Annotated in this window: 14 protein-coding genes; 5 read left to right on the top strand and 9 right to left on the bottom strand. The window is 62.6% G+C overall.

All coding sequences use genetic code 11. The features are described from left to right. Positions 1-175: 175 nt before the first annotated feature. The 8 genes from AK36_RS19985 to AK36_RS19950 form a co-directional block, all read right to left on the bottom strand. A complete protein-coding gene (locus AK36_RS19985) occupies positions 176-892 on the bottom strand; it encodes a YiiX/YebB-like N1pC/P60 family cysteine hydrolase (RefSeq protein WP_080938690.1) in 717 nt (238 codons plus the stop codon). Between the two features lie 494 nt (positions 893-1,386). Beyond that, positions 1,387-2,643, bottom strand: coding sequence for a tyrosine-type recombinase/integrase (locus AK36_RS19980; RefSeq protein ID WP_158348955.1), 1,257 nt, complete (start codon positions 2,641-2,643; stop codon positions 1,387-1,389). A 350-nt stretch (positions 2,644-2,993) separates the two neighbouring features. Then, positions 2,994-4,376, bottom strand: coding sequence for a replicative DNA helicase (locus AK36_RS19975; protein ID WP_011885020.1), 1,383 nt, complete (start codon positions 4,374-4,376; stop codon positions 2,994-2,996). Between the two features lie 135 nt (positions 4,377-4,511). Next, positions 4,512-4,964: a 50S ribosomal protein L9 gene (gene rplI / locus AK36_RS19970; protein ID WP_011885021.1), complete on the bottom strand. Its 453-nt coding sequence runs from the start codon at positions 4,962-4,964 to the stop codon at positions 4,512-4,514. Positions 4,965-4,991: 27 nt separating this feature from the next. Then, positions 4,992-5,267: a 30S ribosomal protein S18 gene (gene rpsR, locus AK36_RS19965; protein WP_011885022.1), complete on the bottom strand. Its 276-nt coding sequence runs from the start codon at positions 5,265-5,267 to the stop codon at positions 4,992-4,994. Between the two features lie 4 nt (positions 5,268-5,271). Then, a complete protein-coding gene (gene priB, locus AK36_RS19960; protein WP_011885023.1) occupies positions 5,272-5,571 on the bottom strand; it encodes a primosomal replication protein N in 300 nt (99 codons plus the stop codon). Positions 5,572-5,611: 40 nt separating this feature from the next. Continuing rightward, a complete protein-coding gene (rpsF, locus tag AK36_RS19955) occupies positions 5,612-5,986 on the bottom strand; it encodes a 30S ribosomal protein S6 (protein ID WP_006755436.1) in 375 nt (124 codons plus the stop codon). 204 nt (positions 5,987-6,190) lie between these two features. Continuing rightward, a complete protein-coding gene (locus AK36_RS19950) occupies positions 6,191-7,102 on the bottom strand; it encodes a LysR family transcriptional regulator (RefSeq protein WP_011885024.1) in 912 nt (303 codons plus the stop codon). Between the two features lie 192 nt (positions 7,103-7,294). On the opposite strand from AK36_RS19950, the gene gcl reads away from it, so the two are divergent. From gcl to lysM, 5 genes are all read left to right on the top strand, one after another. Beyond that, positions 7,295-9,070 (top strand): glyoxylate carboligase, encoded by a 1,776-nt coding sequence (gene gcl / locus AK36_RS19945; protein WP_045579027.1) that lies wholly within the window; start codon positions 7,295-7,297, stop codon positions 9,068-9,070. 44 nt (positions 9,071-9,114) lie between these two features. Further along, positions 9,115-9,924 (top strand): hydroxypyruvate isomerase, encoded by an 810-nt coding sequence (hyi, locus tag AK36_RS19940; protein WP_045579026.1) that lies wholly within the window; start codon positions 9,115-9,117, stop codon positions 9,922-9,924. Between the two features lie 40 nt (positions 9,925-9,964). Further along, complete coding sequence (locus tag AK36_RS19935; RefSeq protein ID WP_045579025.1) at positions 9,965-10,858, top strand: 2-hydroxy-3-oxopropionate reductase; 894 nt, start codon at positions 9,965-9,967, stop codon at positions 10,856-10,858. A 341-nt stretch (positions 10,859-11,199) separates the two neighbouring features. After that, entirely contained in the window at positions 11,200-11,322 is a 123-nt protein-coding gene (locus tag AK36_RS34570) for a hypothetical protein (protein ID WP_014723130.1), read from the top strand. An 11-nt stretch (positions 11,323-11,333) separates the two neighbouring features. Beyond that, positions 11,334-11,804 (top strand): peptidoglycan-binding protein LysM, encoded by a 471-nt coding sequence (lysM, locus tag AK36_RS19930; protein WP_014723131.1) that lies wholly within the window; start codon positions 11,334-11,336, stop codon positions 11,802-11,804. A gap of 92 nt (positions 11,805-11,896) precedes the next feature. Here the strand turns inward: lysM and AK36_RS19925 are convergent, their stop codons facing one another. Further along, the gene (locus tag AK36_RS19925) at positions 11,897-12,919 is read right to left on the bottom strand and encodes an asparaginase (protein WP_034195367.1); all 1,023 of its coding nucleotides are present in this window, start codon (positions 12,917-12,919) and stop codon (positions 11,897-11,899) included. Between the last annotated feature and the right edge of the window lie 229 nt (positions 12,920-13,148).

Genomic DNA, 13,148 nt, shown 5'->3' with positions numbered 1-13,148 from the left:
TCATGGGCGGCTACTTTCGGGTAGACCGCCCTTTTTTATTCGCGTAAGTCAAGACCCAATCTCTCAGTCAACGTCCGATCAGGTCTGAAATTGCTGCTGTCCTCACTGAATCACGGGGTGTGACCGACCGCTTCCGGTCGGTCACCTTGCTTCGAAGCGGCCGAAGCAGTCTTGACTACTCCGTATCCTTCTCATCCCAAAAATCTAATGTTCTGCCTTCCTTCAATTCGCGCTTTGCTTGCTCAACTATCTCCTTGAGCCGTTCATTGCCTTCCTTCTCAGCCAATATCTCGATTGCCGCGAACATTCCTTCTCGCATTCGGCTCGTGGCCGATCTTTTCGAAAGAGCCCCTTGCAACGTTCCAAGTGCAAACTTATAAGGGAGTGGCTCATTTATGATGTTAGCGCACAGCGTCTCGTATTCAGCTGTAACGTCTTCCCATAACTCGCCGGCGTCTGCTTGCTCGTCAAAGTGGGCAGGCGCGACTTTACTCGGCATCCGTCCGTCGAACAGGACGATCCCTGCTCTCGCGAAACTATTGGCGACAAGCTCCGAGCAAAATGAGCTATAGTCCGTTCCGGAACCCATGAAACCTTTGTTGTAGTCCTGGCGGATGAAGTAAAGGGCCGCTTTCGCCACCTCCTCTCTCCCGCACTCATCCAGACCTTTAAGGCGGATCACTCTCCAACCTGCATTGCAATTATTTAGCTCATCGGTAATCAACGAAAGGTGGACACCCTTATCGCCAGTGGAATGAATAAAGACACCGTCTCCCAAACTCAATTCCACGTGGCTTGAAACAGCCTTGGGATATAGCGCCTTCTGTGCAATGACAAGGCCGGATGAAATCTTGCTAGTGCCCGTCACTAAGAGAACATCTCCAATTAGCATCGCTTACCTTTTATTTGTTAAACAAAATAAAATGTGAAACCGCAATCGAGATCGTTGCCTTCAAAATTGCGGCCCAAGATTCTTGACGACAAAGACTGCCTTGAAAACGTAGTCGAGCGGAGATTGCCGTCAATCTAACGACGTCCGGCAAGCGTTCGCTTCTGGCCGAACTGAGTCAGACGATCTATTGATAAGGCAACACGTCCCGACTCGATAGCAGATCGAAGCGCGGCTACGGGGTCACCCGACAAAGACCCGGCGAGCCCCAATTCACGAAGATATCCAACTGCACCCGTAGTTAGCCCCGGATACTTAGGCCAATGGAGCATCAATTCTGATACGTTCGCCCGCCGTTCCGCAGATCGGGATGAATCTGAACTTGTGGAGAGCGTAGCGCGCTTGCCTAAACCTAGCTCAATGATTACGGTCATAAGAGTGGCCCCGGATGAATTCCCCCCCACTATAACACCGAACCATTGACGGTGGATTTTCGCTCAAATCAGGCTGTTACTTTCATCAATCATGTTAACCCGATTAATGCGATGCTGTGTTTCTTGTGTCAAGTGGCCATAGTTCTTTTCGATTATTTCCACTGACGTTCCCGTGTACTTTGCAACATCGTGGATTCCAATACCCTGTTTCAGAGATTCGGTGATAAAGGTATGGCGCGCGTAGTACAGCACAGCCTCATCCATATCCATAGCGTCCCGGGACTCTCTCACTTTCCTACCCCACTCGGGAGCGGTCCATCTATTACCCTCGTCCGTCGAAAATAGCGGATCGTCTTGTCGCTTGTCCTTTACTTGTTCCTCCAACAGCTTGATAGCATCTTTTTTGAGTAGCAGAGTACGGGGGCCAGTTTTGCCTTTTGGCAACAGAAGCGTACCCGCACTCCGGTTGTAGTTCGATACGTTCGCGCTCGCCAATTCCCCGGGACGTGCCCCGATCATAAACAGCATCTTAGCGAACGTGTACAAATCCTCGGGCAACGAGTTAAGAAAGGCTATCCGCTGTTCCATCGTCAAGTAACCATCCCGGCGCGCCTCAACGTCTTCGAACATTTTTACTTTGCTCCAAACCGGGATAATTTCACTAAATTCCGCAATTTCTTTCTTCCCGTAGTTGAGCGCGGCTTTAAGACTCTTCAAATTTCGGTTAGCGCTGTCCTTGGCTGTCCGTTCCTCTTCGTCCTTCGTCCTGCCCTTCTGCCGATACTTCGGTCCTTTAAGCCGTTGAGCGTTCAGCCAGCGTTGAACATCATGGGTCGTCAACTCGCGATAGATGGTGTTACCAATAGGCAGGTTGTAGACCAGCCGTTTAAACCGCCCCTCAGCATCGGATGCAGCCTTTTCCTTGCCCTTGGATTCAAGCCAGCAAAGATAGGACTCGCATACCTGAGTGACCGTCATATCGGTGGCCTTGGCCCCGGTCTGCCTAGCTGGTGTTACCAGACTGCCCCCCGGTGTTACTAGCATCGACATTTCGGCCGCGTCCCCTCCCGTCAACACGTAGGCATCGGCCCATTGCTCTACGAGCTTGCGCGCGGCTTCAAAGTCTAGGCTCCGGTTCTCTATCGTATGGAAATGGTATTTCTTGTCCCGGTACAGCCGTCCTACCCACGTCCCTACGCCTGTCAGTGAGGTGCGGTATCCAAGGTTCAGACCGCGCCTGATGCTTTCCCAATACGGTTCGTTCTGATGCTTCAACTTGGCGCGTGCCGTCTTGCTTCGAATGTTTGCTTGCTTAGTCACGTGGACCCCCGTAGTCAGGCCCATAGTTTACCCGCGTCGCGTAAGTTTCGCGGAAGTTTGAATTTTCAGACGACAAGCCACGGAACCCTTGTCGGGGGCGGAAATAAGCCATTTTCCCCATGAAAACAATGGTCTAGACGATAAAAAAGCGTAGTCAACTTTCGCTGACTACGCTTTTTGTTGCCCTCGGTGGGCATGAATCGACCGAACATGGGATTCCTGAGAGATTGTCAAACTACTGTCACGAAAACGGGCGACATTGTACCGTTTTCGGTTGCGACGCGACGCGTGCACATGCACGCGCCGGGATTGGATACAACGTTTGGCGATTTAGGACTTTACAAGCGGCGTCACTCGCCGTAGAAGTTCTGCGCTCCCGCAAAGTTGTCGAACTTCGTGTATTGGCCCAGGAACGTGAGCCGAACAGGGCCGATCGGACCGTTACGCTGCTTGCCGATGATGATCTCGGCCGTGCCTTTGTCCGGGCTGTCCGGATTGTAGACCTCGTCGCGGTAAATGAACAGGATCACGTCCGCATCCTGTTCGATTGCACCCGATTCGCGCAAATCCGACATCACCGGGCGCTTGTTCGGCCGCTGTTCGAGACCGCGGTTCAGCTGCGACAGCGCGATCACCGGCACGTCGAGTTCCTTGGCGAGGCTCTTCAGCGACCGCGAGATTTCCGAGATTTCGGTCGCGCGGTTTTCGCCCTGCGACGAACCCGACATCAGCTGCAGGTAGTCGACGATGATCAGCCCGAGCTTGCCGCACTGGCGCGCGAGACGCCGCGCGCGCGAGCGCAATTCCATCGGGTTCAGGCCGCCCGTCTCGTCGATGAAAAGCTGCGCCTCACTCATCTTCTGCACCGCGTGGGTGAGCTTCGGCCAGTCCTCGTCGGTCAGCCGGCCGGTACGCATCCGGTGCTGGTCGAGCCGGCCGATCGAGCCGAGCATCCGCATCACGAGCTGGGTGCCCGGCATTTCCATCGAGAACACCGCGACCGGCAAGCCGTATTCGACCGCGACGTATTCGCCGATGTTCATCGAGAACGCGGTCTTGCCCATCGACGGGCGCCCCGCGACGATGATCAGCTCGCCGCCGTGCATCCCGGACGTCATCCGGTCGAGGTCGACGAAGCCCGTCGGCGTGCCGGTGACGTCGCTCGGGTTCGCGGTGTGATACAGCGTGTCGATCCGCTCGACGACCTGCGTGAGCAGCGGGCCGATCTCGAGAAAGCCCTGATTGCCGCGCGCGCCCTCTTCGGCGATCGAGAACACCTTCGACTCGGCCTCGTCGAGCAGCTGGCGGACTTCCTTGCCCTGCGGATTGAATGCGTCGGCCGAGATTTCGTCGGCGACCGACACGAGCCGGCGCAGCACCGCGCGGTCGCGCACGATTTCCGCGTAGCGCCGGATGTTCGCGGCGCTAGGCGTGTTCTGCGCGAGTGCGTTCAGGTAGGCGAGCCCGCCGACGTCTTCGGCCTTGCCCGACGTGGTCAGCGCTTCGTATACGGTCACGACGTCGGCCGGGCGCGTGGCCGCGATCAGCCGGCCGATGTGCTCGTAGATGATCCGGTGGTCGTAGCGATAGAAGTCGCCCTGCGACAGGAAGTCGGCGATCCGATCCCATGCCGCGTTGTCGAGCAACAGGCCGCCGAGCACCGATTGCTCGGCTTCCACCGAATGCGGCGGGACTTTCAGCGATTCGATTTGGGGATCTTGCGGCGCGTTCATGGGTTGGGATTATCGCGAATAGATCGCAGCGGCGCTACGGGTTGCCGGCAATCGGCAAAAAAAAGGCAGGCCCCGGTTGCCCGGGCGCCTGCCCTTGTCCGGACGGCGGAAGCCGCCCGGCAAGCTTGCGTACGCTTATGCGTGGTCGCCGATCACGTTGATCGTGACGTCGACGACGACGTCCGTATGCAGCGCGACTTGAACGACGTGCTCGCCGATCATCTTCAGCGGGCCTTCCGGCATGCGAACTTGCAGCTTCTCGACTTCGAAACCTGCCTTCTTCAGCAGTTCCGCGACGTCGCCGTTCGTGACCGAGCCGAACAGACGGCCGTCGACGCCCGACTTCTGCGTGACTTCGAACGCTTGGCCGTTCAGCTTCTCGCCGACTGCCTGCGATGCCGCCAGCTTTTCAGCGGCGATCTTTTCGAGTTCGGCGCGGCGAACTTCGAATTCGGCGATCGCTTCCTTCGTTGCACGGCGAGCCTTGCGGTTCGGGATCAGGAAGTTGCGAGCGTAACCGTCCTTGACCTTGACGATATCGCCGAGGTTGCCCAGATTGGCGACTTTTTCCAACAGAATGATTTGCATTCGAATTCTCCTTATTGCGTCGCCTGATTACGCCTTGTGCTGATCGGTGTACGGCAGCAGCGCGAGGAAACGCGCACGCTTGATTGCCGTATCCAGCTGACGCTGATAGTGCGCCTTCGTACCCGTCAGGCGAGCCGGCGTGATCTTGCCGTTTTCGCCGATGAAGTCCTTCAGCGTTTCCGTGTCCTTGTAGTCGATCTGATCGACGCCTGCAGCCGTGAAGCGGCAGAACTTCTTGCGCTTGAAGAGCGGGTTTTGTTGCTGACGACGCTTGTCGAATTTCTTACCAGTCGGGCGGGCCATGATTTCAGTCCTTTCCTATGTCCTGCAATGCAGTGATGTGAAACACCAAGGTTCTCGCGTTGCGGCTCTTTTTTGCCAGGAAGCCCGTGAACAGCGTCTCGACGCCCATTTCACGACTTTCCAGCTTGCCGCTCGCCTCACCGGCCGCCACCGCTTCGATCGTCATGTCGACCTGACGGGGAATGCCTGCTTCGACGACCTCCGTGCGGTGATGCAACGTGGCGCTTGCGATCGGAACACCTGCCGGCGTATATCGCACCGGTGCGCGTTCGACGACGCTCGCCGTCAATTGCAACCTGTTCACGTGAGGGGCGCGCTCCTTGATGGCTTAATGAGTGACGAACTTAAGCCTGCGCTTCGGTCGGCTGAGCTGCAGCCGCCTTCTTGGCTTCTTCGCGCTGAACTTCCTTCATCATCGGCGACGGGCCGGTTTCGGCCTTCTTCATCTTGACGATGAGGTGGCGCAGCACGGCGTCGTTGAACTTGAACGCGTGTTCGAGTTCGTCGAGCGTCGTCTGGTCGCACTCGATGTTCATGCAGACGTAGTGAGCCTTCGCGAGTTTCTCGATCATGTAGGCCAGCTGGCGACGGCCCCAGTCTTCGACACGGTGGATCTGGCCGCCGTGCGTCGTGATCGTGGTCTTGTAACGCTCGATCATCGCGGGCACTTGCTCGCTCTGATCCGGGTGCACGATGAATACGATTTCGTAATGACGCATTACACACTCCTTGTGGATTGAAGCCACCCGGGCGTCTGAACCGGTGTGGCAAGTGAGAAGCCGAAGATTCTAACCCGGATACGGGCCGCATGCAACACCGACCCAGCTTTTCCCGGCAGATTCGGCCGTGTTTTCAACGACTTGAATCGTCCGGACCGTCGGCGCGGGCCTTCGCTCGCTCCGGAGACGACGGCGCGGCGGCACTCACGGCGGGCTGCTCCAGTAGCCGGGGCGCGCGTAGGCGTCGCGCAGGTAGTCGATGAAGTAGCGCACGCGCGCCGGCACGTAGCGTTGCTGCGGATAGACGGCGAGGATGTCGTAGTCGGGCAGCGCGTATTCGTCGAGCACCGTTTCCAGTTCGCCCGTTTCGAGCTGCGCGGCGATTTCCCAGGTCGAGCGCCAGCCGAGCCCGAGACTCTCCGCGACCCAGCGATGCAGCAGCTCGCCGTCGTTGCAGTCGAGATTGCCGGTCACGCGCATCGTCACGATCTTGCCGTGGCGCTGGAAGTACCAGCCGCGGTTCTGGCCGCCCTGCAGGTTGAACGCGAGGCAGTTGTGCCGCAGCAGATCGTCGAGCGACTTCGGCCGGCCGTGCTTGCGGAAATACGCGGGCGTGCCGCACACCACACGCCGGTTCGACGCGAGCTTCACCGCGACGAAGTTCGGATCCACCGAGCCGCCGATCCGGATCGACAGGTCGTAGCCTTCGCGCACGAGATCGACCACGCGATCGGTCAGGTTGAACGACAGCTGCATGTCGGGCTTGTCGGCGAGGAAGCCGGGCGCGTGCGGCGCCACGTGCTTGCGGCCGAACGCGGCCGGCGCCGACACGATCAGGTGCCCGCTGACCGCGCGCCGCCCCGCCGCCAGCTCGTTCTCCGCCTGGTCCCATTCGGACAGCAGCCCGCGGCAGCGCTCGAGAAACGCGGCGCCCTCCTCGCTGACCACCAGCCGCCGCGTCGAGCGGTACATCAGCTTCACGCCGAGGCGCCGTTCGAGCGCGTCGATGCGCCGCCCGAGCACCACCGGCGACACGCCTTCCTCCAGCGCGGCCGCGGCCAGGCTGCCGGCGTCGGCCACGCGCACGAACGTCTCGATCTGCTTGAAACGATCCATTTTTCGTCTCCATCGCGGCTGCGACACGGCCGGAAGCGGCCGAGAAGCCGCCGGGAAGCCCCGTCCGGCCGCGATTCCATACTTTTAGTTTCGAAATAAGCGACTCCGGCTGATCTTATCAAACCTTTCCTGCATCCCTAAAGTGCCTCCAACAGACCGATTCGCCAGATCCGTACATTCAAGGAGACATGCATGGCCAAGATGAGAGCCGTCGACGCCGCCGTACTGGTGCTCGAGAAAGAAGGCATCCAGACCGCGTTCGGCGTGCCGGGCGCCGCGATCAACCCGTTCTACTCGGCGCTGCGCAAGTCGGGCGGCATCAGCCACGTGCTGGCGCGCCACGTCGAGGGCGCGTCGCACATGGCCGAAGGCTATACGCGCGCCGCAGCCGGCAATATCGGCGTGTGCATCGGCACGTCGGGCCCGGCCGGCACCGACATGATCACCGGCCTGTACTCCGCGTCGGCCGATTCGATTCCGATCCTCGCGATCACCGGCCAGGCGCCGCGCGCGCGGCTGTACAAGGAAGACTTCCAGGCCGTCGACATCGAATCGATCGCCAAGCCCGTCACCAAATGGGCCGTCACCGTGCGCGAGCCGGCGCTGGTGCCGCGCGTGTTCCAGCAGGCCTTCCACCTGATGCGCTCGGGGCGTCCGGGCCCGGTGCTGGTCGACCTGCCGATCGACGTCCAGCTCGCCGAGATCGAGTTCGACATCGACACCTACGAGCCGCTGCCGGTGTACAAGCCCGCGGCGACCCGGGCGCAGATCGAGCGCGCGCTCGCGATGCTCAACGACGCCGACCGGCCGCTGATCGTGTCGGGCGGCGGCGTGATCAACGCGGCCGCGGAAGACCTGCTGGTCCGCTTCGCCGAAACGCTCGGCGTGCCGGTGATCCCGACGCTGATGTCGTGGGGCGCGATTGCCGACGACCACCCGCTGATGGCCGGCATGGTCGGCCTGCAGACGTCGCACCGCTACGGCAACGCGACGATGCTCGCGGCGGACTTCGTGCTCGGCATCGGCAACCGCTGGGCGAATCGCCACACGGGCAGCGTCGAGGTCTACACGAAGGGCCGCACGTTCGTGCACGTCGACATCGAGCCGACGCAGATCGGCCGCGTGTTCGGCCCCGATCTCGGCATCGTGTCCGATGCGAAGGCCGCGCTCGAGCTGTTCGTCGCCGTCGCGCAGGAATGGAAGGCGGCCGGCAAGCTGAAGGACCGCAGCGCGTGGGTGTCGGACTGCCAGGCGCGCAAGCGCTCGCTGCAGCGCAAGACGCACTTCGACGACGTGCCGGTCAAGCCGCAGCGCGTGTACGAGGAGATGAACAAGGTGTTCGGCCGCGATACCTGCTACGTGAGCACGATCGGCCTGTCGCAGATCGCCGCCGCGCAGTTCCTGCACGTGTTCAAGGCGCGCAACTGGATCAACTGCGGCCAGGCCGGGCCGCTCGGCTGGACGATTCCGGCCGCGCTCGGCGTGCGCGCGGCCGACCCGAGCCGTCCGATCGTCGCGCTGTCCGGCGACTACGACTTCCAGTTCATGATCGAAGAGCTCGCCGCCGGCGCGCAGTTCAAGCTGCCGTACGTGCACGTCGTCGTGAACAACTCGTATCTCGGGCTGATCCGTCAGGCGCAGCGCGCATTCGATATGGACTACTGCGTGCAGCTCGCGTTCGACAACGTGAATGCGCCGGAGCTGAACGGCTATGGCGTCGATCACGTCGCGGTGGCCGAAGGGCTCGGCTGCAAGGCGCTGCGCGTGTTCAAGCCGGAAGAGATCGCGCCGGCGCTGAAGCAGGCGCAAGCGCTCGCGAACGAGTTCAGCGTGCCGGTGATCGTCGAGGTGATCCTCGAGCGCGTGACCAACATCTCGATGGGCGCCGAAATCGATGCGATCAACGAGTTCGAGGACCTCGCCGAGAAGGCCGAGCACGCGCCGACCGCGATCTCGATGCTCGACTGACCCGCAGGCAATCCGCTCACCGACCGACCAAAGAGGCTTAGCTCATGCCGAAGTTCGCTGCAAACCTGACCATGCTGTTCAACGAAGTGCCGTTCCTCGATCGCTTCGCCGCCGCCGCGGATGCCGGGTTCGATGCCGTCGAATTCCTGTTCCCGTACCCGTATGCGAAGGAGGAACTGGCCGAGCGGCTCGACGCGCACGGGCTGCGCGTCGTGCTGCACAACCTGCCCGCTGGCAACTGGGATCAGGGCGAGCGCGGGATCGCGTGCCTGCCCGATCGCGTCGGCGAATTCCAGGACGGCGTCGGCCGCGCGATCGAATATGCGAAGGCGCTGAAGGTGCCGCAGCTGAACTGCCTGGTCGGCATTCCGTCGGCCAGCACGGCACGCGACCAGACGTTCGTCACGATGGTCGACAACCTGCGCTTCGCGGCCGATGCGCTCCGGCGCGAAGGCATCCGCCTGCTCGTCGAGCCTTGCAACCGCTTCGACATCCCGGGCTTCGCGCTGAACCGCTCGTCGGAAGGGCTCGACGTGATCCGCGCGGTCGGCTCGGACAACCTGTTCCTGCAGTACGACATCTATCACATGCAGCGCATGGAAGGCGAACTGGCCGCGACGATCGAACGCAACCTCGCGTCGATCGGCCACGTCCAGCTCGCCGACAACCCGGGCCGCAACGAACCGAGCACGGGCGAGATCAACTACGCGTTCCTGTTCGCGCTGCTCGACCGGCTCGGTTACGACGGCTACGTCGGCTGCGAATACAAACCCCGCACCACCACGACGGAAGGGCTCGGCTGGCTGCAACACGTCGCCGGCCGCGCACCGGGCGCGGCGCGCCGCGCAGCCTGACGCCCGCCGTTCCGTTCCGCCCCAGCAAGGAGACATTCATATGGCACACATCGGTTTCATCGGCCTCGGCATCATGGGCGCGCACATGGCGCGCAACCTGCTCGACGGCGATCATCAGCTCGTCGTCAACGGCGCGTTCCCGATTCCCGACGATCTGCGCGCGCGCGCAAAGGTCGTCGCGAATTCGACCGAAGTCGCGCGCCACGCGGACGTCATCATCTCGATGGTCCCCGACACGCCCGACGTGCGCAACGTGCTGTTCGCCGACGACGGCGTCGCGAACGGCCTCTCGGCCGGCAAGCTGGTGATCGACATGAGCTCGATCTCGCCGCTCGACACGCAGGCCTTCGCGAAGCAGATCAACGCGCTCGGTTGCGACTACCTCGACGCGCCGGTGTCCGGCGGCGAAGTCGGCGCGCGCGAAGCGACGCTGACGATCATGGTCGGCGGCCCCGAGCAGGCGTTCGAGCGCGCGAAACCGCTGTTCGAGAAGATGGGCAGGAACATCACGCTCGTCGGCGACAACGGCGCGGGGCAGACCTGCAAGGTCGCGAACCAGATCATCGTCGCGCTGAACATCGAAGCGATCGGCGAGGCGCTGCTGTTCGCCGCGCGCTCGGGCGCCGATCCGGAACGCGTGCGCCAGGCGCTGATGGGCGGCTTCGCCGCGTCGCGCATCCTCGAAGTGCACGGCGCGCGGATGACGAAGCGCACGTTCGAGCCGGGCTTTCGCATCGAGCTGCACCAGAAGGATCTCAACCTCGCGCTCGACGGCGCCCGCAAGCTCGGCCTCGCGTTGCCGCACACGGCCAGCGCGCAGCAGCTGTTCAGCGTGTGCGCGTCGCACGGCGGGCGCGCATGGGATCACTCGGCGCTCGTGCGCGCCCTCGAGTTCATGTCGAACTTCGAGATTGGGCAACAGCCGGACGCGTAATGCGGCGTGCGTAATGCTGATTGCTGATCGCGCATCGCATAACGCGAATCACACAGCGAACGCGTGCGACATACACGCGGCCCGGCCACGGCCGGTCGCATCGATGCGCGACTGCACGCGCATCACGTTGGGGCGCCCTGCCGCGCATGGCGATATGCGTGCGCGACGGGGCGAAAAACGCCGCTCTGGGCTGAGAGCGACGTGGTGGGGTCCGCAGCGGCACCCGGCGACGCCGGGGAAGCCTTGGTCGGTCAGACGTCGTCGTCGGGTGTCCGCCTGTCGGATTTCGCGTATTACATTTCTTTACGTTCGGGCGTGCGATTTTTCATGCAATCGCCGCGATGAACGCCTACACTTTCGCCACGCCTTTCGAGAAATCCGCCGCGCCGCGCGCCACTCCGGTGAGCGCGTGCAGCGCGGTGTTTTTTTCGCCACTTCACGGCGCATTTCGTTTCAACACCTAGGGAGTGCAGCGATGGGTCTTCTTTCGTTTATCAAAGAGGCGGGTGAAAAACTGCTGGGTCATGCCGACGCGCAAGCGGCGGAAAATCCGAATGCCGCGAACCAGACCGCGGCCGATGCGATCAAGCACTACATCAACACGCAAGGTCTCGACACGTCGAACCTGACGGTCGCGTTCGACGGCGCATCGCGCACCGTCACGCTGTCGGGCAGCGTGCCCGACCTCGACACGAAGGCGAAGGTCAAGGTCGCGGCCGGCAACGTGCAGGGCGTCGCCGGCGTCAACGACGACGATCTCCAGCCGGACGATCCGGAAGTTCAGTACCACGACGTGAAGCCGGGCGATACGCTGTCCGCGATCGCGAAGGAAGTGTACGGCGACGCGAACAAGTACCCTGTGATCTTCGAGGCGAACAAGCCGATGCTGTCGAGTCCGGATCGGATCTATCCGGGCCAGAAGCTGGTGATCCCGCCGCAGTCCTGAGCGTCCGGCGCGACACCGACATGAAAAACGCAGGCCGTCGGCCTGCGTTTTTCATTGCACGCGACACGCGCCGCCCTATCGGCGGCCGGCCGTCACAGCGTATCGAACACGCGCTGCAATGCGTCGCGCCCGTCGATGCCGTTCGCGAGCGCGAGCATCAGCAGCACGCGCGCCTTGAACGGATTCAGCGACCCGGCGCTCACGAAGCCGAGCGCATCGTCGTTAGCGGCGCCGTTGCGCATCACGTGGCCCGAGCCGACGCGCGACGCACGCACCACGGCAACGCCCGCGTTCGCCGCATCGGCGAGCGCCGCCTGCAGCGTCGCATGGATCGAGCCGTTGCCGGTGCCCGCGACGACCAGGCCGCGCACGCCGGCCGCGACCAGCGCGTCGACCGCCGTGCGCGTCGCGCCCGCATAGCTCGCGACGACTTCGACCGCCGGCCACGCGGCCGCGATCATCAGTTGCGCGTCGCGGCTGCGCGTCGCGCGGCGCGCGAACTCGACGCGACCGTCCTGCACCCAGCCGAGCGCACCGAGCTCCGGCGAATGGAATGCGTCGACCGCGTAGGTGCTCGTCTTCACGACGTCGCGCGCGGCATGGATGCGATTGTTGAAGGCGAGCAGCACGCCCTGCCCGCGCGCGGCCGGATGCGCGGCGACCGTCACCGCGTTCAGCAGGTTCAGCGGGCCGTCGGACGACAGCGCGGTAGCCGGCCGCATCGCGGCGGTCAGCACGACCGGTTTGTCGCCGGTCACGACGAGATGGAGCGCGTACGCGGTTTCCTCGAGCGTGTCGGTGCCGTGCGTGATCACGATGCCGTCGATCGACGGGTCGGCCATCAGCGCGTCGATGCGCGCCGCGAGCGTATTCCACAGCGGCAGGGCGAGGTCCTTGCTGTCGATGCTCGCGACCTGCTCGGCGTCGACGCGCGCGACCGATGCCAGCGCCGGCACCGCGTCGAGCAGGAAGTTGACGCCGAGCGCGCCGGCCTGATAGCCGGCCGTGCTGGCGGCGTCCGGCGCGGCGCCGGCGATCGTGCCGCCGGTCGCGAGTACGGCGATGCGCGGCAACGCCGGCGCGGACGAAGGAGATGCAATGTTCGAAGTGTTCATGGCCGCGATTGTAATGGCTTGCGGCCGGCCCGCCGCCAAGTTCGGCGCGCGCACCCTCGACGCGGCCGCCGCGCGTCATGGTTTGTCCCGATGATCGGCGCACGCGTGCCGTCAACGATCGAGTCGGCCGCCGCGTTATAGGAAGGCCGTTTTGGTGTTTTCACATTGATTTGCCATAATCGGAGCGCGCGGCGCGATGCGGCCCTGTTGCCGCTGCGGCGCGCTTCGT

The organism is Burkholderia vietnamiensis LMG 10929 (genome assembly GCF_000959445.1).
GTDB lineage: Bacteria > Pseudomonadota > Gammaproteobacteria > Burkholderiales > Burkholderiaceae > Burkholderia > Burkholderia vietnamiensis.
The sequence above is the reverse complement of the archived record's forward strand: the minus strand, read 5'-3'. Positions and strand labels throughout refer to the sequence as shown.